The sequence below is a fragment of the Streptomyces sp. NBC_01474 genome (assembly GCF_035918215.1).
Lineage (GTDB): Bacteria > Actinomycetota > Actinomycetes > Streptomycetales > Streptomycetaceae > Streptomyces > Streptomyces aureus.
Window position 1 is genome coordinate 7,892,832 of record NZ_CP109449.1, and the last position, 25,288, is coordinate 7,918,119.

The window sequence follows — 25,288 nt, forward strand, 5'->3', positions numbered from 1 at the left end:
GCCGCCCGCCAGGGAACGCTGTTCCGCCTGAACTAGGCTCTCAAAGCGTCCCGCCCGCACCCCGGCGGGTTCGGCGCAGGTGGACGGAGCGTGGCCCGTGACGGATCAGGCGGTCGAACCGAAGGACGGACTGAAGGGCAGTCAGTTCCTGGGCCGCAGCCGTGAGTTGAAGGAACTGCGCGCCGACATCGAGCGCGCGGGACTCGACACGATCGCCGGGCGCAAAGCGCCGCGCGCGCGCGTCCTGCTCATCGCGGGCCGCCCGGGATCCGGTCGCACCGCGCTCGCCGAGGAACTCCTGGGCCAGGTCGCCGCCGGCTACCCGGACGGCATCCTGCGGACCCGCCTCACCGCCCCGGACGGCACCCGCGTCCCCACCGAACGCACCGCACGCGAACTCCTCGACACCCTCGATCTGCCCGCGCCTCCGGGCGAAGACGAGGACGACCTCGCCGAGCGGCTGCGCGAAGGGCTCTCCGTCCGCAGGGTCGTGCTGTTCCTCGACGACGCGGCGGACGCCGAACAGGTCGACCCGCTGCTCCCCGAAACCCCCGACTGCCTGGTCGTCGCCGTGTCCGAGGGGCCACTGACCGGAATCTCCGACGTGCGGCCCTGCACGCTCGGCGGCCTCGACACGAAATCCGCCCTCGAACTGCTCGGCCGGCACACCGGAGCGGTCCGCATCACCGTCGACCCGCGCTCCGCGGAATCCCTCGTCGAGGAGTGCGGGTCACAGCCCGCGGCGCTGAGGCTGGCCGGCGGCTGGCTCGCCGTACGCCCCAAGGAGGCCGTGGCGGACCTGGCCAAGCAGCTGCACGCCCAGGCCGACGACGGGCCCGCGCTCGCCCGCGTCTTCCAGCACGCCTACGCGTCCCTGCCGGTGCCCGCCGCCCGGATACTGCGCTACCTGTCCCTCGCCCCCGAGGGTCATGTAGACCCGCACACCGCGTCCGCGCTGGCCGGCTGCTCCGTCTCCGCCGCGCAGACCACCCTCGACGACTTCACGGTGCTCGGCCTGGTCGGGCGGATCGACTCCGAGCTGCCGCAGTACGAGGTGCCCGGCTGCCTGATGCCGCTCCTGCGCGGCCTGACCGAGACCCACGACCGGCCGGGCGAGGTGCAGCTCGCCCGCGCCCGCATGCTGGAGCGCACGGTGCGGCTGCTCCAGTCCTGCCGTGCGATCACCGAACCGGACGGCTCGCCCGCCCGCAAGAAGCTCGCGGGGCTGCCCCGCGCCCTGCGTTTCCCGAGCCCCGCGGCGGGCGCCGAGTGGTTGCGGGTCCGGCGGCCCGCGCTCCTGGCCGCCGCCCGCCTCGCCGTCGCCGACGGGGAGCTCGACACCCTGGCCAGGCGCCTGATGGCGGCCCTGGCGCGGGCCCTGGCCGCGCACGTCGGCGCCGAGGCCGCCGCCCCCGACCTCTACGGCATCCATCGCCTCGTCCTCGACGTCGCCGAGCGCAGGAACCTGCCCCGCGAGAAGGCCGCGGCCCTCCTGAACCTCGCCGACCTCGACGCGCGGACCGGCCGCACCCAGGAGGCGCTCACCCGCTACCGGGCCGCTCTGGACGCCGGACGCGAAGCCAGGGACCCGTACGCGACCGGCCGCGCGATGGAATCCGTAGGCGGCACGTACCAGGAGCTGGGGGACTGGTACCGGGCCGCCGACTGGTACGGGCGCGCCCTCGCCCAGCGGCTCACCCGCGGCGAGCGCGCCGACGCCGCGCGGCTGCACGGCCGCATCGGCACGGTGAACACCTACGCGGGCCGCTACGGCGACGCGCTGCGCAGCTGGCGCTCGGCCGCCGCCGGGTACCGCAAGGAGGGCGATGTCGCAGCGCAGGCGCGGGCGTTGAGCGAGATGGCGCGTGTCCAGGAGTACGCGGGCCGGCCCGAGGAGTCGCTGCACACCTGCCAGGAAGCGGTCGAGTGGGCGCGCCAGGCCAAGGACGTACGACTGCAGGCCGCGCTGCAGCTCCGCCTGGCCGACACGCTCGACCGGCTCGGCGACCCCGCGGCCGCGAAGCTGCACCGCGGTGCGGCCGAGCGCATGCTGGGAGAGGAGCTACCGATCGAAGGAATGACTCCAGAACAGGGTGCTGATGCCTACGAAATCCGTAGTGCATCCGAAGAAGATTGATGCTTTGAAAGGCTAGACAGCTAGAAATCCTTCATTAGACTGGCTCCGCCGCGTACTTCCGTGGCGTCTCCCGGTGCGCCCCCAAGCGCACTGGTATGTAGTGCATTGCCCGAGAAATCCCTGAGCCAAGGACCGTGATCGACGATGAAGGTCGGCATCCCCCGCGAGGTCAAGAACAACGAGTTCCGGGTGGCCATCACCCCCGCCGGTGTGCACGAGCTCGTGCGCAACGGCCACCAGGTCTTCGTCGAGCAGAACGCCGGTGTCGGCTCCTCGATCACGGACGACGAGTACGTCTCGGCCGGTGCGCAGATCCTCGGCACCGCCGACGAGGTCTGGGCCACCGCTGACCTGCTCCTGAAGGTCAAGGAGCCGATCGCGGAGGAGTACCACCGCCTTCGTAAGGACCAGACGCTCTTCACCTACCTGCACCTCGCCGCCTCCAAGGAGTGCACGGACGCGCTCCTGGAGTCCGGCACCACCGCCATCGCCTACGAGACGGTCGAGACCGCGAACCGCGCGCTCCCGCTGCTCGCCCCGATGTCCGAGGTCGCGGGCCGCCTGGCCCCGCAGGTCGGCGCCTACCACCTGATGGCCGCCAACGGCGGCCGCGGTGTCCTGCCGGGCGGTGTCCCGGGCGTGCTCGCCGCCAGGGCCGTCGTCATCGGCGGCGGTGTCTCCGGCTGGAACGCCGCGCAGATCGCCATCGGCATGGGCTTCCACGTGACCCTGCTCGACCGCGACATCAACAAGCTCAAGGAAGCCGACAAGATCTTCGGTACGAAGATCCAGACCGTCGTCTCCAACGCCTTCGAGCTCGAGAAGGCGTGCCTCGAGGCCGACCTGGTCATCGGCGCCGTCCTCATCCCGGGCGCCAAGGCCCCGAAGCTGGTCACCAACGAGCTCGTCTCCCGCATGAAGCCGGGAAGTGTCCTTGTCGACATCGCGATCGACCAGGGCGGCTGCTTCGAGGACTCGCACCCGACGACGCACGCCGAGCCGACCTTCCCGGTCCACAACTCGGTCTTCTACTGCGTCGCCAACATGCCCGGCGCCGTGCCCAACACGTCGACGTACGCGCTGACGAACGCCACGCTGCCGTACATCGTCGAGCTGGCGAACCGCGGCTGGGTCGAGGCGCTGCGCCGCGACCCGGCGCTCGCCCTGGGCCTCAACACGCATGACGGCAAGGTCGTTTACCGCGAGGTCGCCGAGTCCCACGGCCTCGAGCACACCGAGCTGGAGTCCCTGCTCGGCTGACGTCGACGACTCTTCGACCACTTCCGTCAACGGAAGTCGTCAATCTCACGCCTGCGGCCGGACCTTGTGAGGGGTCCGGCCGTATGCGTATCACTTGGGCATCAATACGGACTTGGTCAACTCGCCTCGAACGTAACCCTTTAACCGATTCGCGCACCCGCGAAACGCTTCGAACCGACGCCGTGCACCCTTGACACAAGGGTGTTCCGTTGCCGACACATCGGGCCGGGTCCGGCGGATTGTGTTGCTGCGGAGTGGTGACACGCCATAGAGTCGCCAACCGTCGGCATGGTGCCACGCTGACCTATCTAGAAGTTTCCTGGTCACCAAGGAGGTAAGACGACTTGTGAATGAGTCGACATTTACTCCCGGGGGTGGTCAACCAGGAACGGTTGCGAGGGAGCAAGGTCCCGCGGGGCTCGAGGCTGTCGGCTCCGTCGCGGTCCGTACCTTTGCCGCCCGTCAGAGCAGCCCCCTGCAGACGCAGACAGCACCCCAGAGCATGGATGGCCATCACGTGAACGCCATGGCCGGCGACCGAAGTGGCGAACGCTCCCACTTCGCCGACTACGACGAACTGCCCGAGGGGCACTTCTACGACCCCGACGCCGAGTACGAGCCGGACCCCGAGTACGCGGCCACGCTGGCGCCCGACGCTGCCCGTCAGCGCCGCGAGCGCGTCGGCCCGACCGGGCGCCCGCTCCCGTACTTCCCGATCCCAGGCCCGCTGACCGACCACGGCCCCGCGAAGATCATCGCGATGTGCAACCAGAAGGGCGGCGTCGGCAAGACCACGTCGACCATCAACCTGGGTGCCGCGCTCGCGGAGTACGGACGCCGTGTCCTGCTCGTCGACTTCGACCCGCAGGGCGCGCTCTCGGTCGGTCTCGGCGTGAACCCGATGGAACTCGACCTGACGGTCTACAACCTGCTCATGGAGCGGGGCATGGCCGCGGACGAGGTCCTCCTGAAGACCGCGGTCCCGAACATGGACCTGCTGCCGAGCAACATCGACCTGTCCGCCGCCGAGGTGCAGTTGGTGAGCGAGGTCGCTCGCGAGTCCACGCTCCAGCGGGCGTTGAAGCCGCTGATGGCCGACTACGACTACATCGTGATCGACTGTCAGCCCTCGCTCGGCCTGCTCACCGTGAACGCCCTGACGGCGGCTCACAAGGTGATCGTGCCCCTCGAGTGCGAGTTCTTCGCACTGCGCGGTGTCGCGCTCCTCACGGAGACGATCGAGAAGGTCCAGGAGCGGCTCAACCCCGACCTGGAGCTCGACGGCATCCTCGCCACGATGTACGACTCCCGCACGGTGCACAGCCGTGAGGTGCTCGCGCGCGTGGTCGAGGCGTTCGACGATCACGTCTACCACACCGTGATCGGCCGGACCGTGCGCTTCCCGGAGACCACGGTCGCCGGTGAGCCGATCACGACGTACGCCTCCAACTCGGTCGGCGCGGCCGCCTATCGCCAGCTCGCCAGGGAGGTGCTCGCCCGGTGTCACGCCGAGTGAGTCTGCCGGGGGCCGACGAACTGTTCCGTACCACCGGGGGAATGGGGCTCCAGGCCTCCTCCCCGAGACGCCCGGTCAACGGCGAAGCGCGGGTGCCCGCACCGGCGGGTGAGAGCGACCCCGTCGCCGCCGAGGAGAAGCAGCGCGGCGAGGGCGGCGAGAGCGCCGAACACGCGGCGGCGGACGACGAGTCGGGCGGGTCCCGCAGCCGCGCCACCGAGGGCGACAAGCCCGCGGGGCGCCGCCCGCCGCAGGCGCAGGAAGGTTCTGCCTCCGCGGGATCGTCGCGCAAGCGCTCCCGGGCGGCCGCCAACCGGCGGCCCAGCGGGCGTGAGCGCCACGACGAGAAGATCACGGTGTACGTCTCCGCCGAGGAGCTGATGGACCTCGAGCACGCGCGCCTCGTGCTCCGCGGGGAGCACGGGCTCGCCGTGGACCGCGGCCGCATCGTCCGCGAGGCGGTCGCCGTGGTGCTCGCCGACCTGGAGTCGCGCGGAGACGCGAGCATTCTCGTACGCCGACTGCGCGGGCGGTAGCGGTAACGTCCGCCTGATGCCCGCGAACGACGACGACTCCTCCACGCCCGGCCGGGGCGCGCGGCGACGCGCGCTGGGCCGGGGCCCGGGGGCGACGCGCCTGCCGGGGCCGGGGCCGGGGGTAGTTCCTGAGCCCGTGGCGGTTCCTGAGTCGGAGCCCGTTCCTGAGCCCGAGCTCGTTCCCGAGCCGGAACTTGGACCGCCGGCGGAGCTCGTGGCTGAGCCCGGTCTGGAGTCTCAGGAGCCGGCGGGCTCCGGCTCGGAACCCGCACCTGAGCAGCCTGTGCCCGATGACGGGCGGTTCAAGGTGCGGCTGGCCAACTTCGAGGGGCCCTTCGATCTGCTCCTCCAGCTGATCTCCAGGCACAAGCTGGACGTCACCGAGGTCGCGCTCTCCAAAGTGACCGACGAGTTCATGGTGCACATCCGCGCCATGGGGCCCGAGTGGGATCTCGACCAGACCACCGAGTTCCTCGTCGTCGCCGCCACGCTGCTCGATCTCAAGGCCGCCCGGCTGCTGCCGACCGCCGAGGTCGAGGACGAGGCCGACCTCGCGCTCCTCGAAGCGCGTGACCTCCTGTTCGCCCGGCTGCTCCAGTACCGCGCGTACAAGAAGATCGCCGACATCTTCAGCGAGCGGCTCGACGAGGAGGCGCGGCGCTATCCGCGGACCGTCGGTCTGGAGCCGCATCACGCCGAGCTGCTGCCGGAAGTCGTCATCAGTATCGGGGCGGAAGGATTCGCCCGGCTCGCCGTGAAGGCGATGCAGCCCAGGCCGAAGCCCCAGGTGTACGTCGACCACATCCACGCCCCGCTGGTCAGCGTGCGCGAGCAGGCCGGGCTCGTAGTGGCGCGGCTGCGGGAGCTGGGCGAGGCGAGTTTCCGGGTGCTGGTCGAGGACACCGACGACACCCTGACCGTCGTGGCACGCTTCCTGGCGCTCCTTGAGCTGTACCGGGAGAAGGTCGTCAGCCTGGATCAGGAGGAGGCCCTCGGGGAGCTTCTCGTGCGCTGGACCGGTGGGGAGAGCGACGGGGAGCCGACCGTCACGGACGAGTTCGACAGGCCTCCCGAGACGGCCGGCAAAGACGGTAAAGAGACAAAGGCCGAGCGGGGCGGGGCGGAGGAGAAGCAGTCATGACGGGCATGAGTGGGCAGGAGGCCGTCGCCGGGGCCGACCGGGTGGCCGAGCTGGATCTCGGGCCGGCTCTGGAGGCCGTACTGATGGTCGTCGACGAGCCCGCGACCGAAGAGCACCTCGCGAAGATTTTGGACCGGCCGCGCAGGGCCGTGGCGGACGCCCTGCGGGCCCTGGCGGACGAGTACACGGTCCAGGGCCGCGGATTCGAGCTGAGGCTCGTGGCGGGCGGCTGGCGGTTCTACACCCGGCCGCAGTACGCGGCGGCGGTCGAACGCTTCGTGCTCGACGGGCAGCAGGCCCGGCTCACCCAGGCAGCTCTGGAGACCCTCGCGGTCGTCGCGTACCGCCAGCCGGTGAGCCGATCGCGGGTCTCCGCCGTGCGCGGAGTGAACTGTGACGGCGTGATGCGGACCCTCCTCCAGAGGGGCCTCGTGGAGGAGGCGGGCGCGGAACCCGAAACAAGTGCGATCCTGTACAGGACGACGAACTACTTCCTGGAGCGGATGGGCCTGCGCGGCCTGGACGAGCTCCCGGAACTCGCGCCCTTCCTTCCGGAGGCGGACGCGATCGAGGCCGAGACGCAGGAAGGGGTCCCGTCGTTCGACCCGGACGCACCCGATGCGCCGGGTTACGAGGACGCAGACGACTAGACGGAACTTTTGATGCGAAGCAGCAGCAGCGGCAGGAACAGCAGCGGAAACAACGGCGGGAGCCGTGGTGGCAACAGCGGCGGCCGCGGCAGCAGCGGTGGCGGTCGCGGCGGTAGCGGTGGTGGCCGCGGCGGCAGCAGTGGCGGCAGCGGTGGCGGCGGTCGCGGGAACTACCGCGGTGCCGGCAACGACCGTGACGACAAGCAGGGCCGGCCGAGCAAGCCGCGTCCCGAGGAGCGGCGCTACGACGTGAGCCCCGCCGACGGCGGCGGCGCGCCGAAGAGGGGCCGGGGCGCGGCGGCGCGCGGCGGCGCCAAGGGAGGCCCCCGCACCTCCCAGGGCACCGGCGCCCGCGGCGGCGGTCGCAGTGGCGCCCCGGGGACCTCGCGGGAGTACGACGCCCGGCAGGAGGAGCGCAACCGCGACCGGTACGCGGGCAGGCCGGACATCAAGACCCCCAAGACCTTCCCGGGCGCCGAGCAGGAGGGCGAGCGGCTCCAGAAGGTGCTCGCGCGGGCCGGTTACGGCTCCCGGCGCGCCTGCGAGGAGCTCGTCGAGCAGGCTCGGGTCGAGGTCAACGGCCAGATCGTGCTCGAGCAGGGGCTGCGCGTCGACACCGAGAACGACGAGATCAAGGTCGACGGTCTGACCGTGGCGACCCAGTCGCACCAGTTCTTCGCGCTGAACAAGCCGGCCGGTGTCGTCTCCACCATGGAGGACCCGGACGGCCGCCAGTGCCTGGGTGACTACACGAACAACCGCGAGACGCGGCTGTTCCACGTCGGGCGGCTCGACACCGAGACCGAGGGCATCATCCTGCTCACCAATCACGGAGAGCTGGCCCACCGCCTCACCCATCCCAAGTACGGCGTGAAGAAGACCTACCTCGCGCACATCGTGGGCCCGATCCCGCGCGACCTGGGCAAGCAGCTCAAGGACGGCATCCAGCTGGAGGACGGGTACGCGAAGGCGGACCACTTCCGCGTCGTCGAGCAGACCGGCAAGAACTACCTCGTCGAGGTCACCCTGCACGAGGGCCGCAAGCACATCGTGCGGCGCATGCTCGCGGAGGCCGGGTTCCCGGTCGACAAGCTGGTGCGGGTGTCCTTCGGGCCGATCGCGCTGGGCGACCAGAAGTCGGGCTGGCTGCGGCGCCTGTCCAACACCGAGGTCGGCATGCTGATGCAGGAGGTCGACCTCTAGAAGCACCTGGGCACCCCGCCCCGGCAAGGGCCTGGCTCTTGTGTGTGCCACCCCCCTCTCTTTATAGTCGGTAAGACTATAAAGAGAGGGGGGTGGTGTGCGTGCAGGGCTATGACAAGTACGGCTTCGAGCCCTTCGCCGTCACCGTCGATCTGGCCGTCTTCACGATCCGGGACGGCGCGCTGAGGGTGCTGCTCGTCGAGCGGAGGCAGGACCCGTACGCGGGCCGCCTGGCACTGCCCGGCGGTTTCGTCCTGCCCGACGAGTCCGCGGAGACGGCGGCGGCGCGCGAACTGGCCGAGGAGACCGGCCTGTCCGACGTCACCGGGCTGCACCTGGAACAGCTGCGCACCTACAGCGACCCGGACCGCGACCCCCGGATGCGGGTCGTCTCCGTCGCGTTCGCGGCCCTCGTGCCCGACCCGCCCGAGGTGCGCGGGGGCGGTGACGCCGCCCGCGCGGACTGGCTGCCGTACGGGACGGGCGCGTACGGTCCGCTCGCCTTCGACCACGACCGGATCCTCGCCGACGCGCACGAGCGCGTCGGCGCCGGCATCGAGAACACCTGCCTGGCCACGGCCTTCTGCCCGCCCGAGTTCACTCTCGGCGAGCTGCGGGGGGTCTACGAAGCGGTGTGGGGCGCCGGCCTCGACCCCGCGAACTTCCGGCGCAAGGTCCTCGCCACCCCCGGCTTCGTCGAACCGGTGCACGGGGCCGCCCGGCTCACCGGCGGCCGCGGCAAACCCGCCGCGCTCTACAAAGCAGGGCCCGCCACCGCCCTGCACCCGCCCCTGCTCAGGCCCCCCGCGGAAGGACGACCCTCATGAAGAAGCGTGCGGCGACCGGCTCCCTCGTCGGGCTCGCCCTGGGGGACGCGCTCGGTTTCCCGACCGAGTTCAACGACGTGCCGTCGATCCTCGCCAAGTGCGGGCCCTGGCGGCAGATGGCCCTGCCCAGGCCCGCGATCGTCACCGACGACACCCAGATGACGCTCGCCCTGGGGCGCGGCCTGCGCACCGCGATGGACCGCGGCGTGCTCGCGCCGCTGCGCATGACGCGGCCCGTGCGCGAGGAGTTCATCGACTGGTACCAGTCCCCGGAGAACAACCGGGCCCCCGGCAACACCTGCCTCCAGGCCTGCGACCTCCTCACGCGCGGCAAGCCCTGGCAGGAGGCCAGCCGCATCGGGTCCAAGGGCTGCGGCGCCAACATGCGCGTCGCGCCGGTCGGCCTGGTCCCCGGCCTCAGCGACGAACAGCGCGCGGGCGCCGCCCAGTTGCAGTCCGGCCTCACGCACGGGCACCCCACGGCCCTCGCCGCGTCCGACCTCACCGCGCATGCCGTCCACCTCCTCGCCCAGGGCGCCGAGCCGGCCGGACTCGTCGGGATGCTGCGCTCGTACGCGTACGAGAACCGGCAGAAGTACCACGCGCCGTGGCTCGGTGACCTGTGGGCGCACGCCGCCGACCCGAGCCCGGAGCACTTCATCGCGCGCGGCTGGGACGACTGCCTGGCCGCGCTCGAACGGCTCCAGGAGGCGCTGCGCTCACCGTCGCCCGAGACCGACCCGTGCCTGGCCACCGGGGCGGGCTGGATCGCCGAGGAGGCGCTCGCCACGGGCCTGCTCTGCTTCCTGCTCTTCGTCGACGAACCCGTCACCGCCCTGCGCCGCGCCGCCTGTACCTCGGGCGACTCGGACTCGATCGCCTGTCTCACGGGGGCGTTCGCCGGGGCGTACCTGGGCGACGAGGTGTGGCCGGCGGACTGGTCGGAACGGATCGAGTACCGCAGCGACCTGCTGTCCCTCGGGGCACTCTGGGACGCCTGACCGATGACGGCGGACGGCATGGGTGCGCCGCGCTGTGCGCGTGACCGACGCGGAGTTCGCGGCATCGTCGGCGGGCAGGCGGACCCGCTGCACGCCGTCCTCGACGCCGCGCGGGAGGGTTCCCGCCGGACACCCCGACCGCCTGCGAGGCGCCCTGCACGACCTCGGCGTACGGCTCAGGCCGAAGGGCCGACGAGCTGAAGGGCTGACGCCCGGCGCACCCCGAACAGGAAGTCCGCCACCCGCGCCCGGTCCGGCTCGGCCGGCAGCGGGGTGCGGGCGGCGGCTTCCTCCGCCTCGCCGCCCAGGCGCGCCATCCGGGCCACCACGTCGTCCCAGGAAACCTCGCCCCGCTTCACCGCGAGCAGCGCCTCACGGTCCTCGCCCACGTCGAGGGTCAGCCGGCCGGTGCGGAGCAGATCGCGGCAGGAGGCGAGGAGGCGCAGCAGATGCATCGCGTGCTTCCAGCGCGGGGCGCCGTACTGGCGGACATCCGCGTCGAGCTTCTTGCGCTGGCCCGTCGCGTAGCCGGTGAATGTGGCGTGGACCTGTCGGGACAGGAACGCCTCGCGCAGGGCGAGCAGTTCGCGGCCCGTGTCGGTGACGTGCTCGACGAGCGGCGAGTGCAGGCACTCCAGGACGTTCGGATTGGCCCGCAGGGCGAGCTCGCAGAAGCGCTCCAGCTCCCAGGAGAACTGCTCGTCCGCCGGACCGTCCGCATGCGTCGGCGGCTTCTCGAACCGCCAGAACATCGGCGTCGGCGCCACGAAGATGCCCCGGCGGTCGGTGTCGCTGCCGTCCGTGGCCAGGCCGAACGCCCGCGACCCCATCACGCAGGAGTAGATCGTGTGGTCGCGCACCAGGTCCAGAGCCTCTGTCATGAACGGAGCGTACGGTCCGCGCCCTGCCGGAGCGGAGCGAATTTCCGGCGTCCGTGATCTTCCGGAGGGAGGGCCGGCCTGGGCCGTCCGAGTGGCGACAGAGTGTGGTTCGGGTCACATTGTCAGGGGTCTTCGGGCTCCGGAAGTGAGTCCACGAAGGACTCCGAGAACGTCCTGAAAGGCGTGACCATGGCGGGTGACAATGATCTGGGAAGCCTGCTCAGCGGCCTCCTCGGTGACAAGGCGGGCGGCTCGGCGGGCGGGGTCCTCACCTCGCTCCTGGCGGCGTTCACCCAGGGCCAGGGCGGCTCCGCGGGCGGCAACCCGCTGGGTGGCCTCCTGGAGGCGCTCGCCAAGTCGGGCCTCGGCGGGCAGGCGCAGTCCTGGGTCGGCACCGGCTCGAACGAGCAGCTGACCCCGGACCAGGTCAAGGAGGCCCTGCCGGACGCCACGCTGCAGAAGGTCGCGGCGGAGTCGGGCGTCAGCCCCGACCAGGCGGCGAACGACATCGCGAGCGCCCTGCCCACGGCCGTCGACAAGCTGACCCCGGAGGGCGAGGTGCCGGGCCTCTCGCTCGACGAGCTGGTCCAGCAGCAGAAGTTCTGACCGGCTGGTCGGAGACCGGAAGCTCTGATGTCCCGCACCGTGCGCGGCGTCCGTCTCGGCAGGCGGGCGCCGCGCGCCGGTGTCTGCGGGGCTGACTAGGCTTGGCACCTCATCAGCTGTACGTACGCAAGCAAGGAGCGACACCGTGGCGGTACGAGCGGTCCGTGGCGCCGTCCAACTGGAACGGGACGAAGCCGGACACATGGACGGGCAGGTCAGCGAGCTGCTCACCGCCATCCTTGAGCGGAACGGGCTGACCTCCGACGACCTGATCTCGATCTGGTTCACGGCCACCCCCGATCTGCACTCCGACTTCCCGGCCGCCGCCGCCCGCAAGCTGGGCATCGTCGACGTGCCGCTGATCTGCGCGCAGGAACTCGACATCGAGGGAGCGCTGCCGCGCGTCGTCCGCGTCCTCGCCCATATCGAGTCCGAGCTGCCGAAGTCCGGGATCGCGCACGTGTACCTCGGCGCCGCCGCCGCCCTGCGCAAGGACATCGCCCAGTGAGAACCGCCCTCGTCATCGGCACCGGCCTCATCGGCACCTCCGCGGCCCAGGCGCTCGCCTCGCGCGGTGTGCACGTGCACCTCGCCGACCACGACCCGGCGCAGGCCCGCACCGCCGCCGCGCTCGGCGCGGGCACCGACGAGGCGCCCGAGGGACCCGTAGACCTCTGTGTGGTGGCCGTGCCGCCCGCGCACGTCGCGACGACTTTGGCCGACGCGATGCGGCGCGGGGTGGCCCGCGGATACCTCGACGTCGCCAGCGTCAAGGGCGGACCGCGCCGTGAGCTGGAGGCGCTCGGCCTCGACCTCAGCCCCTACATCGGTACGCACCCCATGTCGGGCCGCGAGCGCAGCGGGCCCCTGGCGGCCACCGCGGATCTCTTCGAGGGCCGCCCCTGGGTGCTGACGCCCACCCGCGACACCGACACCGAGGTCCTGAACCTCGCGCTGGAACTGGTCGCGCTGTGCCGGGCCGTCCCCGTCGTCATGGACGCGGACGCCCACGACCGCGCCGTCGCCCTCGTCTCCCACATGCCGCACCTGGTCTCCAGCATGGTCGCGGCCCGCCTGGAGCACGCCGAGGAGTCGGCCGTACGCCTGTGCGGCCAGGGCATCCGGGACGTGACGCGCATCGCGGGCTCCGACCCCCGCATGTGGATCGACATCCTCTCCGCGAACCCCGGCCCGGTCGCCGACCTGCTCTCCGCGGTCTCCGCCGACCTCGACGAGACGGTGAGCGCCCTGCGCTCCCTCCAGTCGTCGGACGAGGCGAAGCGTAGCGAGGGCACCACCGGCATCGAGGAGGTCCTGCGCCGCGGGAACGCGGGCCAGGTCCGCGTCCCCGGAAAGCACGGCGCGGCCCCGGCGGCGTACGACACCGTGGCGGTCCTCATCTCCGACCAGCCGGGCGAGCTGGCCCGGATCTTCGCCGACGCGGGCGCCGCGGGCGTCAACGTGGAGGACGTCCGCATCGAGCACGCGACCGGCCAGCAGGCGGGCTTCGTCCAGCTGCTGGTCCAGCCGGCGGCGGCCCCGAAGCTGACCGCGGCTCTGCGCGACCGGGGCTGGGCGATGCGCCAGTAGGTCCTGTCCACAGGGGCTGTAAGGGCAGGGTGCTTGAGCCAGTAACCTTGTGCGGGGCGCCTTTGCGCCCCGCCTCCCTGTCCCGTGCACTGAGAAAGGTGTCCGCAGCCCCGTGGAAACCGCCGCAACCGCCGCAAGCGCCGCCCCGGCAGCAGTGATCGTCGCCATCGACGGCCCCTCCGGCACGGGCAAGTCGAGCACCTCCAAGGCCGTCGCCGCCCAGCTCGGGCTCAGCTACCTGGACACCGGTGCCCAGTACCGGGCGATCACCTGGTGGATGGTGAACAACGGCATAGACCTGACCGACCCGACGGCCATCGCCGCCGTGGCCGGCAAGGCCGAGATCGTCTCCGGCACCGACCCGTCCGAACCGACGATCACGGTCGACGGCGTCGACGTCGCCGGTCCCATCCGCACCACCGAGGTCACCTCGAAGGTCAGCGCCGTCAGCGCCGTCCCCGAGGTGCGTGCCCGCATCACCGAGCTGCAGCGCTCCATCGCCGCCTCGACCGAGCAGGGCATCGTCGTCGAGGGCCGTGACATCGGTACGACCGTCCTGCCCGACGCCGACCTGAAGATCTTCCTCACCGCCTCGCCGGAGGCCCGCGCGGCCCGCCGCAGCGGTGAGCTCAAGGGCGCCGACGTGAAGGCGACCCAGGAGGCCCTGATCAAGCGGGACGCCGCGGACTCCAGCCGCAAGACGTCCCCGCTGGCCAAGGCCGACGACGCCGTCGAGGTGGACACGTCCGAGCTCACGCTCCAGCAGGTCATCGAGTGCGTGGTCACCCTCATCGGGGAGAAGCGGGCGGTGAAGTGAGCGCGGCTTCCCCCTCGGAAAGAGGCGCGGAGGTCGGCCGCCGCATCGGGGTCGGCCTCATGTACGGGCTGTGGAAGCCCCGCGTCCTCGGCGCCTGGAAGGTCCCCGCGACCGGCCCGGTGATCCTGGCCGTCAACCACGCGCACAACGTCGACGGGCCGATGGTCATGGGCGTCGCGCCCAGGCCGACACACTTCCTGATCAAGAAGGAAGCGTTCATCGGGCCGCTCGGTACGTTCCTGGGCGCCATCGGCCAGGTCGAGGTGGACCGCTCGACGGCGGACCGTACGGCGATCACGCGTGCGCTGAGCGTGCTCGACGAGGGGGGAGTCCTCGGGATCTTCCCTGAGGGCACCCGAGGGGGCGGCGACTTCGCCTCCCTGCGGGCCGGCCTCGCGTACTTCGCGGTGCGCAGCGGGGCGCCGATCGTGCCGGTGGCGGTCCTGGGCAGCACGAACAAGCGCAGCCGGCTGATAAAGGCGCTGCCGCCGCTGCGCAGCCGCGTCGACGTCGTCTTCGGGGACCCGTTCCCGGCGGGCGACGGCAGCGGGCGGCGTACGCGCAAGGCGCTGGACGAGGCGACCGTGCGCATCCAGGAGCGGCTCACCGCCCACCTGGAAAACGCCAGGCGCCTCACCGGGCACTGAGCGAGACTTTCAGTAGTGGACCGCCGCATTGATGCAGACGGTCCACCGATCACCACGATGAACGACGAGGTACGGACTTCATGAACGACCAGATCCAGCCGGAGGGCTCGGCCGAGCACGAGCACGGGGCCCTTGGCGACGCGGAGTACGCGGAGTTCATGGAGCTCGCCGCGGTAGAGGGCTTCGACATCGAGGACGTCGAGGGCGCGATCGAGGAGGCGGGTCACGGCCCGCTGCCCGCGCTCGCCGTCGTCGGCCGCCCCAACGTCGGCAAGTCGACCCTGGTGAACCGCATCATCGGCCGCCGCGAGGCCGTCGTCGAGGACAAGCCGGGTGTCACCCGTGACCGCGTCTCGTACGAGGCCGAGTGGGCGGGCCGCCGCTTCCGGCTCGTCGACACGGGCGGCTGGGAGCAGGACGTCCTCGGCATCGACGCGTCCGTGGCCGCGCAGGCCGAGTACGCGATCGAGACCGCCGACGCGGTCGTCTTCGTCGTCGACGCCACGGTGGGCCCCACCGACACCGACTTGGCGGTCGTACGGCTGCTGCGCAAGGCCGGCAAGCCGGTCGTGCTGTGCGCCAACAAGGTGGACGGGCCGAGCGGCGAGGCGGACGCCACCGCCCTGTGGTCCCTCGGTCTCGGCGAGCCGTACCCGGTGTCGGCCCTGCACGGCCGCGGTACCGGCGACATGCTGGACGCCGTCATCGAGGCGTTGCCCGACGCTCCGGCCCAGACCTTCGGCACCGCGATCGGCGGCCCCCGCCGCATCGCCCTCATCGGCCGCCCGAACGTCGGCAAGTCCTCCCTCCTGAACAAGGTGGCGAACGAGGACCGTGTCGTCGTGAACGAGCTGGCGGGCACCACCCGCGACCCGGTCGACGAGCTCATCGAGCTCGGTGGCAAGACCTGGAAGTTCGTCGACACGGCGGGCATCCGCAAGCGGGTCCACCTCCAGCAGGGCGCCGACTACTACGCGTCCCTGCGCACCGCCGCCGCCGTCGAGAAGGCGGAGGTCGCGGTGATCCTTATCGACGCGTCCGAGTCGATCTCGATCCAGGACCAGCGCATCGTGACGATGGCCGTCGAGGCGGGCCGCGCGATCGTCGTCGCGTACAACAAGTGGGACACCCTCGACGAGGAGCGGCGTTACTACCTGGAGCGCGAGATCGAGACGGAGCTCGCGCAGGTCGCGTGGGCGCCCCGGGTGAACGTGTCGGCGACGACCGGGCGCCACATGGAGAAGCTCGTCCCCGCGATCGAGACGGCCCTCGACGGCTGGGAGACGCGCGTCCCGACGGGTCGCCTCAACGCGTTCCTGGGCGAACTGGTGGCCTCGCACCCGCACCCGGTCCGTGGTGGCAAGCAGCCCCGCATCCTCTTCGGTACGCAGGCCGGCACGAAGCCGCCGCGGTTCGTGCTCTTCGCCTCCGGCTTCATCGAGGCCGGCTACCGGCGGTACGTGGAGCGGCGCCTCCGCGAGGAGTTCGGTTTCGAGGGGACGCCGATCCACATTTCGGTCCGGGTGCGCGAGAAGCGCGGCCGCAAGAAGTGAACTAGCGCCCGGCGCCCAGGACTTGGCGCCTAGCGCTCGCGACGCGGAGCGGGCGGCAGTGCGGCAGGGAGGTTGCTCCCGGAGCTGTGCTGCCGCCCGTTCGCGTGCCAGGAGCCGGTCGGCGGCGAGCTGTGAACGTGCTGCGGTTCGTGGTACGACGCGCCGTGCCGGCCGCTGCTGCTGTGGTGCACGGTGTAGGAGCCCGAGCCGAACGCGGAGAACGAGAGGTTCTCTTCGCCGCTGCGGTCGCCCGGCAGGGCCCGGAAGGATCTGCGGTACTCCGAGTACAGGGCGTCGTAGATCGGTGTGGCCGAGCGGCCACCCACCGATTCATGCGTCCCGCGCATGGCGGGGATCGGGGTCGGATACTGCGGCCGGCGAGGGGGGTCGTATGCGTGCACGTAGGTGCCAACGACCCGCACACCCTCGCGGATGCGGTCCGGTCCGCGCTTTCGCAGGCCGACGGGGGTGCGGCGGCGCGCGCAGAGGTGCACGGGCCGGCGTCCGGGGGCCGGGTGCGACCGTGGGCCGGGCGCGCGCCCGGCCCACGGTCACCTCGGTTCATGGCTGAGGGTCACGTACCTGCCAGGGGCATCGCCGCGCCGACGAGCAGCCCGTTCGCCGCGGCCTTGTCGAGGGCGCCGCGGAGCAGGTCCTCGCGGGGCTGGCGGCCGATCGTGCCGGCCGGGGCGGCGAAGACGAGGACGGAGTTCGTCTTGTTCGCCGCCGCGCGCCAGCTGTCGGTGACGTGCAGCGGCTGGTGCGCCTGCCACCACGCGACCTGACCCGCACCGACGGTGCCGGGCTGCAGGACGGCGTGCAGCTGGCCCATGGCGAGCAGCACGGACCAGCCGTACAGCACCGGCGGCACCTCGCCGACCTGGGCGGTCGGCGTGAAGCCCTGCTCCACGAGGAGGGTCAGGAACTCGTCGAAGCCGCCCGTCGAGCCGGGGCGGGCGATCGGCCCGGTCGGCTCGACGACGAGCGCGGGGTGCAGTTCGCCGGCGATCAGGACGAGCCCGCTGGTCACGCCGAGCACCGCCTGTTCCGGAACGAACTGTTCCGGAACGGCCTGCCCGGGGATGGAGTGCGCCGCGGGGGAGGGGGCGCCGCCGTCGCCGGTGATGGAACGTACGGCTCCCTGCAGCTGTTCCTCGGACACCTGGACGACCTGTGAGGGGAGGCAGGTGGAGTGGGCGAAGGCCAGGACGGCGGTCTCGTCGCCGATGAACAGGACGGTGCTGGTGCGCTCCTGTTCCGAATCGCCCGGAGTACGGCAGGACGTGCAGTCGTACGTGCCCGGGGCGTTCTCTCCGGCGAGCAGCCGGTCGGCTTCTGCGTCGCCGATCTCGGCGCGTACGTCGTCGCTGACGTCGAGCATGCGCGGCACGGGTGGCTCCTCGGATTCGGTGTGTTGCTGTGTCGAATGCGGCCGGGTGGTCCCCGGCTCATAAAGAAGACAACGGATGATCTGTGCCGGGGGTCACGCCCGGAAGGGGACGGAATCGACCCATCCGACGCACGGCGCGAACCGGCGGCCGGAATCAATCGCTCCACATCAACTCCCGTTGTGGATAAGGAGGTTGATCCGCAGGGGTGAGCGGAAGGTCGCCATGCCCACAGGTCGACAAATCCTGAAATCGTGTAATGAAGCAGGTGGCTGAAAACAGTCGTTGGCGAAAGAGTGCCTACGGCGGGCCGGGAGGCGGCCGACCGGGTGGGGCCGGGTCCGCGCATGGCGCGGCTCGGCGCGGGCGCGGGCTCGCGTGCCTAGCGTGACGCGATGCGCCCCATGCCCGTGAACCGCACGCGCCCCGCACGCCGCTTCCGTCTCGCGGCCCTGCCGGCCGCCCTGTTCGCCGCCCTGTTCGCCCCCGCGGCCGCGGCCGCCGTCCCGACCCCACCGGCTCCCGGCCCCGGGCGCCTCATCCTCAGGCTGGACGACTGCGCCAGGGACCAGTGGCCGTGGGGCTGCCTCGCCGAGTGCGAGAGCAGCGGGCGCTGGCACATCAACAGCGGCAACGCCTACTACGGAGGACTGCAGTTCCGGCAGTCCACCTGGAAGGAGAACGGCGGCCTCGGGTACGCCCCGCGCGCGGACCTCGCGACGCGCGCCGAACAGATCGCGGTCGCCGAGAAGGTGCTGCGCACCCAGGGCTGGCGTGCCTGGCCGATCTGCTCCAAGCTCCTCGCGCTCGACGGCCGCGTCCATGTGGTCAAGCCGGGCGAGACCCTCATCTCGATCGCCGCGCGGTACCACCTCAAGGGCGGCTGGCGGGCGCTCTACAAGGCCAACAAGCAGATGGTCGGGACCCACCCCGACCGCCTCGACAAAGGCACCGTGCTGCTCATCCCGAAGGCGTCGGCCAAGAGCCTCGGCCGAACTCGGCTGCCTCGCCGGTGAACACGACGGCGCCCCGCCGCAGTTCGTACACCACCACGCCCGCGCGCGTGCGCAGGGAGCCGTACACCGCGCGGACTGCCGCCGCCCGTCACCTGCGAGCGGCTGCCGGAGCCACCGAAGACGCGTCGCGCCTGCCGGTCGATGGCGCGCTGTAAGGACGGCTCGGGGTGGGTCACTCAAGCGGGTGACATGACCACGAACTGCTTCGAGGTGTCTCAGCTCTCCTACCTGCCTTGATGGCGGAAAACGTCAAAAGGTTCCACGAATCGTCTCTCAATCACGCATCTGTTCTGGAACAAGATGATGATGACGCCCAACCTCCGCCCCCGCACTCCTGTCTAACCCTGCGGTAGGCGGACGAGACGGACTGTCCGCGAGGAACAGTGGAATACGGGGATGCATGCAGATTTCTTTCCTGATTCACAACGCGTACGGAATCGGGGGGACGATCCGGACGACGTACAACCTCGCGAACACGCTTGCCGAACAGCACGACGTCGAGGTGGTCTCCGTCCTGCGCCACCGTGACGAGCCAGTTTTCAGGGCGGACCCGAGGATCCGCGTCCGTCACCTCATCGACATCCGCAAGGGCACACCGGGCTACGAGGGCGACAGCCCCGAATACCGCACCCCCGCCGCGACGTTCCCGCGCGCCGAGGGCCGTTACGACCAGTACAGCGCGCTCACCGACCGGCGGATCGCCGAGCACCTGCGCGCGGCCGACGCCGACGTCGTCGTCGGCACCCGCCCGGGACTCAATGTGCACCTGGCCCGCCAGACCCGGCGCGGCCCCCTGCGCGTCGGCCAGGAACACCTCACGCTCGACAGCCACCCCACCGCGCTGCGCCGGCAGTTGCGCGCGGTCTACCCGCGGCTCGACGCGCTCACCACGACCACGGAGGCCGACGCCCGGGCGTACCGCGCGAAGATGCGGCTGCCCGGTGTGCGGATCGAGGCCGTGCCGAACTCCGTGCCCGCGCCCGGCGTCGAGCCGGCGGACGGCTCGGGCAAGTGGGTCGTCGCGGCCGGCCGGCTCGCGCCCGTGAAGCGGTACGACCTGCTGGTCAGGGCCTTCGACCGGGTCCGCGCCGAGCGGCCCGACTGGCGCCTGCGGATCTACGGCAGCGGCAAGCAGAAGGACAAGCTCCGCGCCCTGATCGACGACCTCGGTCTCTACAACCACGTGTTCCTCATGGGCCCCGCCCACCCCATCGAACCGGAGTGGGCGAAGGGTTCCATCGCCGCCGTCACCTCCAGCCTGGAGTCGTTCGGCATGACGATCGTCGAGGCGATGCGCTGCGGCCTCCCGGTGGTCGCCACCGACTGTCCGCACGGCCCCGGCGAAATCATCGACAACGGTGTCGACGGGCGTCTGGTCGAGGTGGGCAACGTCGAGGCGATCTCCGGCGGGCTCCTCGAACTGATCAACAACGACGCGCTGCGCGCCCGGATGGCGAGCGCCGCGCTCAAGGACTCCGAGCGGTTCGACCCGGCGCACATCGCCGAGCGCTACGAATCGCTGTTCGGCTCGCTGACGGCCCGCCGCGGCGGAGGCCTTCTGCACCGCACCCGCGGCGCGCTGCTCGGGGGCGCGTACGCGGTGCGGGACGCGGGACGCTCCGCGTTCACCGCCCAGGGAACCTCGCAGAGAAAGGGGCGCACAGCATGACGCCGTCGACCGCTTCGGCCGATTTCTCGGACTCGTCCGAGCCGTCCGTGGGGGACGGGACCACGGCGCCCCACGCCGACTGCATCGCCGACTCGGCGGGCGGTCTCACCTTCGACGTCACCGACCACGGCGGGCCCGACCCGGCCCATCTGGTCCTCACCGACCGCGACAGTGGCGAGGACGTGCGCCTGCCGCTGACCCCGGCGGGCGACGGCAGCCTCCGGGCGGCGCTGCCCAGCAGCGTCCGGCTGCCCGAGGGACGCTGGGACGTCTTCGCGCAGGTGGCCGGCGAGGAGCCGCGGCGCCTGGCCCCCGGCCTCAACGACCTGCGGTCCCTCGTCGACCGGGTACCCAGCGGCTCCCGCGGCTTCGTCGCCGTCCGCATCCCCTACGCGACCAAGCACGGCAACCTCAGCGTGCGCAGCTGGCTGCGCGCCCCGCACGCCGAGGCGGGTGAACTGCTCGTCGCGGACGGCGAGATGAGGGTCAGCGGCCGAATCTACGGCACCGCGATCACCCCCAAGGCGTACGCGGAGATACGTTCACGCACGGACGGCGGGCCGACGCTCCGCAGCGAACTGACCCCGTGTGGCGACGAGTTCACCTTCCGCGTCGCGTACGAGGAGTTGGAAGCGGGACGCTGGGACCTGTGGGTGCGCCCGGAGGGCGAGGACGGACTCGCGGTACGCGTCGCCCGGCTCCTGGACGACGTCGCCGACAAGAAGCCGATCTTCACCTACCCGACCGCACGCCTGGACACCGGGCACGGCCGGATCGCCGTCGAGCCGTACTACACGAGAGACAACGACCTGGCGATCCTCGTGACCGCGGCTGCCGCCGAGTAGCCCGCACGGCGCCCTTGCGGACTCCGGCTGTCCGCGAGGGCCGGCAGACCCGCGTCCGTCCTGATCGAACTCGCCGCCGCCTGCCGGGACTCGGAGCGGCTGCGCCTCGCCTACGAGGACCACGGGGGCGTCGCCACGAGCCGCGCGCCTGGTGTGCGGCGAGCGCCGCTGGTCCCTGGTCGTCTGGGACGTCGACCGCGAGGACTGGCGCGCGTTCCGCGTCGACCGCCTCACGCCGAAGCCGCCGCACGGGCCGCGCCTCACCCCGCGCACGCCCCCGCCGCGCATATCTCGCAGGGCCCGTACGCCCACCGGCGAGCCTCGACATGATGGTGATCCGCGTGATCCTGATGGGCTTCGGGTTCGAGGTGCTCGAACCCGACGGGCTCACGGACGTGATCAGGACCGCTCGGGACGGTCTGTCCCGGGCGATGGAAGGGGCCGGCTCAGAGGACGGGACGACGCGAACGCCGGATGGTGCAGATCGAACGCCGGGGACTCGGAGCGGACCCGCGGCAGCGTGACGAAGTTGTGCCGCGGTGCCGGGCACGGTGTCGCCCACTCCAGCGAACGCCCATAGCCCCAGGGGTCGTCCACGTCGACCTTCTCGCCGTACTTGGCCGTCTTCCAGACGTTGTAGAGGAACGGCAGCGTGGACAAGCCGAGCAGGAACGAACCGATGGTCGACAGCGTGTTGAGCGCCGTGAACCCGTCGGCCGCCAGATAGTCGGCGTACCGCCGTGGCATGCCCTCGGCGCCGAGCCAGTGCTGCACCAGGAACGTGGTGTGGAAGCCGACGAACAGCGTCCAGAAGTGGATCTTCCCCAGCCGCTCGTCGAGCATCTTCCCGGTGAACTTGGGCCACCAGAAGTAGAAGCCGCCGAACGTCGCGAAGGCGACCGTGCCGAACACGACGTAGTGGAAGTGAGCGACCACGAAGTACGAGTCCGTCACATGGAAGTCCAGCGGCGGCACGGCGAGGATGACGCCGGTCAGGCCGCCGAACAGGAACGTCACCAGGAAGCCGACGGACCACAGCATCGGGGTCTCGAAGGACAGGGACCCGTTGATCATCGTCCCGATCCAGTTGAAGAACTTCACGCCCGTGGGCACCGCGATCAGGAACGTCATGAACGAGAAGAACGGCAGCAGCACCCCACCCGTCACGAACATGTGGTGCGCCCACACGACGATCGAGAGCCCGGTGATGGCCATCGTGGCGCCGACCAGCATCGTGTAGCCCCAGATCGGCTTGCGGCTGAAGACCGGGAGAATCTCGGAGACGATGCCGAAGAACGGCAGCGCGATGATGTAGACCTCGGGATGGCCGAAGAACCAGAAGAGGTGCTGCCACAGCAGCGCACCCCCGAACTGGGCCTCGAAGACCACGGCCCCGAAGCGCCGGTCCGCCTCCAGGACGAGCAGCGCCGCGGCGAGCACCGGGAAGGCCATCAGCACGAGGATCGACGTGAACAGCGTGTTCCACGTGAAGATCGGCATCCGGAACATCGTCATGCCGGGCGCCCGCATCCCGATGATGGTCGTCAGGAAGTTCACCGCGCCGAGGATCGTGCCGAAGCCCGCGAGCGCCAGACCCATGATCCACATGTCGGCGCCGACGCCCGGCGAGCGCGTCAGACTGTTGAGCGGGGCGTACGCGAACCAGCCGAAGTCCGCGGCCCCGCCGGGCACCATCAGAGAGCTGATCACGATCAGTCCGCCGAACAGGAACAGCCAGTACGAGAACATGTTGAGCCGGGGGAACGCCACGTCGGGGGCGCCGATCTGCAGTGGCATGATCTCGTTGGCGAAGCCCGCGAAGGTCGGGGTCGCGAAGAGCAGCAGCATGATCGTGCCGTGGATCGTGAAGAGCTGGTTGTACTCCTCGCTGGACAGCATCTGAAGACCGGGCCGTGCCAGCTCCGCCCGCATCAGGAGCGCCATGATCCCGCCGGCGAGGAAGAACGCGAACGACGTGATCAGGTAGAGGTGGCCGATCTTCTTGTGGTCCGTGGTGGTCAGCCAGTCCACGACGATCCGGCCCGGCGTTCTCGTCCGCACCGATCCCGCCGCCGGCTGCACGGGCTGCACGTCCGTCGCACCCATCGCTTGCCCCCCTCGCTTCTCGCGCCCCGGGCCTGCCTCGAGCACACGCCATGATGCTCGCGTCCCCATCGACTCCGACAGGGGGCGTACGGGAGCTCTGTGTCGCGTTCATGCAATTCCGATGGGGCGTCAACTGATGAAGAGCGCCCGGGAATCCGAATTGGGCGGGTCCCGGGCGCGGTCGTGACGCTATTTTCGGGCACGTTATCCGGATGCTTTCTGTGAAGTCGCGGAATTATGTCGTGGCGCGCGCAGAACATACGCAGAAGGAGCATCGAATCGCTCGTACGTGTGACGGAGTTCGGGTGAAACGCGTGTCGTTGACCTGTGACAGAAGCGTGACCGGAGGGGGACCGGTGACGGGGGGTGGTCCGCCCTGGTGCCAGACAGCCCGGCCGCCTAACGTGGCGGTCATGGCACCCATTCCGACCCCTCCCGCAGAACCCCAGGACACCCTCGACACGTACGTCGGCCTCGATGCGCCGGGCGCCGAGCGGCGGGCCCGTGAGCGCGGCTGGTCCACGGTCAGGTCGCTGCCCCCGGGCGCGATCATCACCATGGAGTACCGCGCGGGACGCCTGAACTTCGAGGTGTCCGACGGCACCGTGACCCGCTGCTGGAAGGGCTGACGGGACAACGCGAAGGCCCCCGGTTCCGTGACGGAACCGGGGGCCTTCGGCGTGCGGGGGCAGGCGGTGCGTACCGGCCCGGCCGCCTTCGACGCTCTCGCGCCGGGGGCGGTCAGCCGCCGGCGACGGGGCGGGCGGACGTGGTGCCGCGCGGCACCCGGTCCGCGTGCGGCGGCCTGCGGCTGCCGGCCGGGGTGACCGGGGTGCGCTCGGAGCGCGCGGTGTGCGGACCCGGGGCGAGCAGCCCGGGAGGCCGCACCGCCCGCGCGGCGCCGACCGGTTCGCGTACCGGCGACTCCTCCGGGGCGGGCGGGGAGACGCGCTGCGGAACCATCGCGGGCGTGGCGGCGGCCGGGGCGGGCGCCGGGAGCGCACCGGAACGACGGTTGCGCCACAGCTCGCGCAGAGAGAAGATCCAGGCCTCGACCTGCGTGATCAGCGGTTCGACCCAGGGCAGCGCGAGCAGGATGAGCAGTCCGGCGGCCCAGCCGAGGAAGACATCGCTGAGCCAGTGCGTACCGAGGTAGACCGTCGTCAGGCCCACGCTCAGCGAGATCACGGCGGAGGCGGCCGACAGCCAGCGCCTGGCGCGCGGCGTCGAGGCCAGATACGCGAGGATTCCCCAGGTCACCACGGCGTTGGCGGTGTGGCCGGAAGGAAATATATCGCCGCCCTGCCACATCTCGTTCGAGCCGATGGTGGTCGCGTAGTGCGGGCCGAGGCGGCCCATGCCGAGCTTGGCGGCACCCACGGTGATGTTCAGGAGCAGCAAGGCGGCACCGAACGTGAGCAGCGGCCGCAGCGTGTGCTGGCGCCAGGAACGCCAGCCGAGCCAGGCCATGACCATCACCGCGGTCGGCCCGCGCTGGCCGAGCACGACCCAGTAGTCCAGGAACGCGTGGATCTCGGGCCACTGCTGGTACGGCCGGAAGAACATGACCTGCCAGTCGAAGGTGACCAGCCAGGACGTGGTCAACACCGCCACCACGATGGCGAGATAGAAGGACAGGGTGGCCCCGAAGAGCACGACCCTGTGCCGGCTCATCCTGGGCACATCCAGGTTGACCGGTCGTTCCGGCTCACGGTCGAGGCGGGCGAAGAGCCGCTCCAGACGGGTGAGGTTTCGTTCGGTACGCACCCAATCGACGCTACAGCGAGTGAGTGCCGAACCCGGCCGAATCACTCGGTTTGTGATGACGATGTGATGTGGGATTGCTCTCAGCGGGGCGTTTATTCCTGCGGATATCACTATCGGACCGGGGTGCCGCCT

At 71.0% G+C, this 25,288-nt stretch carries 24 protein-coding genes and 1 pseudogene; 20 read left to right on the forward strand and 5 right to left on the reverse strand.

What is annotated here, in order from left to right; genetic code table 11:
- Positions 1 to 97: 97 nt before the first annotated feature.
- The 9 genes from OG758_RS36000 (at position 98) to OG758_RS36040 (ending at position 10,271) form a co-directional block, all read left to right on the forward strand.
- On the forward strand, positions 98 to 2,137 hold the full coding sequence (locus OG758_RS36000) for a tetratricopeptide repeat protein (RefSeq protein ID WP_326713720.1): 2,040 nt from the start codon (positions 98 to 100) through the stop codon (positions 2,135 to 2,137).
- A 144-nt stretch (positions 2,138 to 2,281) separates the two neighbouring features.
- Complete coding sequence (ald, locus tag OG758_RS36005) at positions 2,282 to 3,397, forward strand: alanine dehydrogenase (RefSeq protein ID WP_227293926.1); 1,116 nt, start codon at positions 2,282 to 2,284, stop codon at positions 3,395 to 3,397.
- A 346-nt stretch (positions 3,398 to 3,743) separates the two neighbouring features.
- On the forward strand, positions 3,744 to 4,913 hold the full coding sequence (locus OG758_RS36010) for a ParA family protein (protein ID WP_116502892.1): 1,170 nt from the start codon (positions 3,744 to 3,746) through the stop codon (positions 4,911 to 4,913).
- Positions 4,898 to 5,449: a hypothetical protein gene (locus OG758_RS36015; RefSeq protein ID WP_326713721.1), complete on the forward strand. Its 552-nt coding sequence runs from the start codon at positions 4,898 to 4,900 to the stop codon at positions 5,447 to 5,449. Before OG758_RS36010 ends, OG758_RS36015 begins: the two co-directional genes overlap by 16 nt.
- Before the next feature lie 16 nt (positions 5,450 to 5,465).
- The gene (locus OG758_RS36020; protein ID WP_326713722.1) at positions 5,466 to 6,590 is read left to right on the forward strand and encodes a segregation and condensation protein A; all 1,125 of its coding nucleotides are present in this window, start codon (positions 5,466 to 5,468) and stop codon (positions 6,588 to 6,590) included.
- A 5-nt stretch (positions 6,591 to 6,595) separates the two neighbouring features.
- Complete coding sequence (gene scpB, locus OG758_RS36025; RefSeq protein ID WP_326716151.1) at positions 6,596 to 7,240, forward strand: SMC-Scp complex subunit ScpB; 645 nt, start codon at positions 6,596 to 6,598, stop codon at positions 7,238 to 7,240.
- A gap of 12 nt (positions 7,241 to 7,252) precedes the next feature.
- Positions 7,253 to 8,443, forward strand: coding sequence for a pseudouridine synthase (locus OG758_RS36030; protein ID WP_326713723.1), 1,191 nt, complete (start codon positions 7,253 to 7,255; stop codon positions 8,441 to 8,443).
- A 95-nt stretch (positions 8,444 to 8,538) separates the two neighbouring features.
- On the forward strand, positions 8,539 to 9,270 hold the full coding sequence (locus OG758_RS36035) for an NUDIX hydrolase (protein WP_326716152.1): 732 nt from the start codon (positions 8,539 to 8,541) through the stop codon (positions 9,268 to 9,270).
- Positions 9,267 to 10,271 carry an ADP-ribosylglycohydrolase family protein gene (locus OG758_RS36040; protein ID WP_326713724.1) on the forward strand — a complete coding sequence of 335 codons (1,005 nt, stop codon included), beginning with the start codon at positions 9,267 to 9,269 and terminating at the stop codon, positions 10,269 to 10,271. Before OG758_RS36035 ends, OG758_RS36040 begins: the two co-directional genes overlap by 4 nt.
- 176 nt (positions 10,272 to 10,447) lie before the next feature.
- Here OG758_RS36040 and OG758_RS36045 read toward each other — a convergent pair whose 3' ends face one another.
- Complete coding sequence (locus tag OG758_RS36045) at positions 10,448 to 11,152, reverse strand: nucleotidyltransferase domain-containing protein (RefSeq protein WP_326713725.1); 705 nt, start codon at positions 11,150 to 11,152, stop codon at positions 10,448 to 10,450.
- Positions 11,153 to 11,341: 189 nt separating this feature from the next.
- Here OG758_RS36045 and OG758_RS36050 point away from each other — a divergent pair, with 189 nt between their 5' ends.
- The 6 genes from OG758_RS36050 (at position 11,342) to der (ending at position 16,365) form a co-directional block, all read left to right on the forward strand.
- A complete protein-coding gene (locus tag OG758_RS36050; protein WP_326713726.1) occupies positions 11,342 to 11,758 on the forward strand; it encodes a YidB family protein in 417 nt (138 codons plus the stop codon).
- A 145-nt stretch (positions 11,759 to 11,903) separates the two neighbouring features.
- Positions 11,904 to 12,266 carry a chorismate mutase gene (gene aroH, locus OG758_RS36055; protein ID WP_326713727.1) on the forward strand — a complete coding sequence of 121 codons (363 nt, stop codon included), beginning with the start codon at positions 11,904 to 11,906 and terminating at the stop codon, positions 12,264 to 12,266.
- Entirely contained in the window at positions 12,263 to 13,348 is a 1,086-nt protein-coding gene (locus tag OG758_RS36060) for a prephenate dehydrogenase (protein WP_326713728.1), read from the forward strand. The genes aroH and OG758_RS36060 overlap by 4 nt, the downstream gene beginning before the upstream one ends.
- A gap of 112 nt (positions 13,349 to 13,460) precedes the next feature.
- A complete protein-coding gene (gene cmk / locus OG758_RS36065; protein ID WP_326713729.1) occupies positions 13,461 to 14,165 on the forward strand; it encodes a (d)CMP kinase in 705 nt (234 codons plus the stop codon).
- A gap of 59 nt (positions 14,166 to 14,224) precedes the next feature.
- Positions 14,225 to 14,812: a lysophospholipid acyltransferase family protein gene (locus OG758_RS36070; protein ID WP_326716153.1), complete on the forward strand. Its 588-nt coding sequence runs from the start codon at positions 14,225 to 14,227 to the stop codon at positions 14,810 to 14,812.
- 80 nt (positions 14,813 to 14,892) lie between these two features.
- Complete coding sequence (gene der / locus OG758_RS36075; protein ID WP_326713730.1) at positions 14,893 to 16,365, forward strand: ribosome biogenesis GTPase Der; 1,473 nt, start codon at positions 14,893 to 14,895, stop codon at positions 16,363 to 16,365.
- Between the two features lie 29 nt (positions 16,366 to 16,394).
- On the opposite strand, the gene OG758_RS36080 is transcribed toward der, so the two are convergent.
- Together OG758_RS36080 and OG758_RS36085 are read right to left on the reverse strand one after the other, a co-directional pair.
- Positions 16,395 to 16,712, reverse strand: a complete 318-nt coding sequence (locus OG758_RS36080) for a hypothetical protein (RefSeq protein ID WP_326713731.1) — start codon at positions 16,710 to 16,712, stop codon at positions 16,395 to 16,397.
- Positions 16,713 to 16,939: 227 nt separating this feature from the next.
- Positions 16,940 to 17,755 carry a hypothetical protein gene (locus OG758_RS36085; RefSeq protein WP_326713732.1) on the reverse strand — a complete coding sequence of 272 codons (816 nt, stop codon included), beginning with the start codon at positions 17,753 to 17,755 and terminating at the stop codon, positions 16,940 to 16,942.
- 393 nt (positions 17,756 to 18,148) lie between these two features.
- Between OG758_RS36085 and OG758_RS36090 the strand changes: the two genes are divergently transcribed.
- The 4 genes and pseudogenes from OG758_RS36090 to OG758_RS36110 all read left to right on the forward strand — a co-directional run.
- Positions 18,149 to 18,769, forward strand: a complete 621-nt coding sequence (locus OG758_RS36090) for a transglycosylase family protein (protein ID WP_384655907.1) — start codon at positions 18,149 to 18,151, stop codon at positions 18,767 to 18,769.
- 400 nt (positions 18,770 to 19,169) lie between these two features.
- The gene (locus OG758_RS36100) at positions 19,170 to 20,438 is read left to right on the forward strand and encodes a glycosyltransferase family 4 protein (protein WP_326713733.1); all 1,269 of its coding nucleotides are present in this window, start codon (positions 19,170 to 19,172) and stop codon (positions 20,436 to 20,438) included.
- The gene (locus tag OG758_RS36105) at positions 20,435 to 21,283 is read left to right on the forward strand and encodes a hypothetical protein (protein WP_326713734.1); all 849 of its coding nucleotides are present in this window, start codon (positions 20,435 to 20,437) and stop codon (positions 21,281 to 21,283) included. The genes OG758_RS36100 and OG758_RS36105 overlap by 4 nt, the downstream gene beginning before the upstream one ends.
- A 54-nt stretch (positions 21,284 to 21,337) precedes the next feature.
- Positions 21,338 to 21,801, forward strand: a pseudogene (locus OG758_RS36110) (WYL domain-containing protein); the annotation flags it as partial.
- Here OG758_RS36110 and ctaD read toward each other — a convergent pair.
- The gene (ctaD, locus tag OG758_RS36115; protein WP_326713735.1) at positions 21,683 to 23,389 is read right to left on the reverse strand and encodes an aa3-type cytochrome oxidase subunit I; all 1,707 of its coding nucleotides are present in this window, start codon (positions 23,387 to 23,389) and stop codon (positions 21,683 to 21,685) included. The pseudogene OG758_RS36110 and the gene ctaD sit on opposite strands and share 119 nt — an antisense overlap.
- A 413-nt stretch (positions 23,390 to 23,802) precedes the next feature.
- On the opposite strand from ctaD, the gene OG758_RS36120 reads away from it, so the two are divergent.
- Complete coding sequence (locus OG758_RS36120; protein WP_116502908.1) at positions 23,803 to 24,018, forward strand: I78 family peptidase inhibitor; 216 nt, start codon at positions 23,803 to 23,805, stop codon at positions 24,016 to 24,018.
- Positions 24,019 to 24,130: 112 nt separating this feature from the next.
- Here the strand turns inward: OG758_RS36120 and OG758_RS36125 are convergent, their stop codons facing one another.
- The gene (locus OG758_RS36125) at positions 24,131 to 25,156 is read right to left on the reverse strand and encodes a phosphatase PAP2 family protein (protein WP_326713736.1); all 1,026 of its coding nucleotides are present in this window, start codon (positions 25,154 to 25,156) and stop codon (positions 24,131 to 24,133) included.
- Between the last annotated feature and the right edge of the window lie 132 nt (positions 25,157 to 25,288).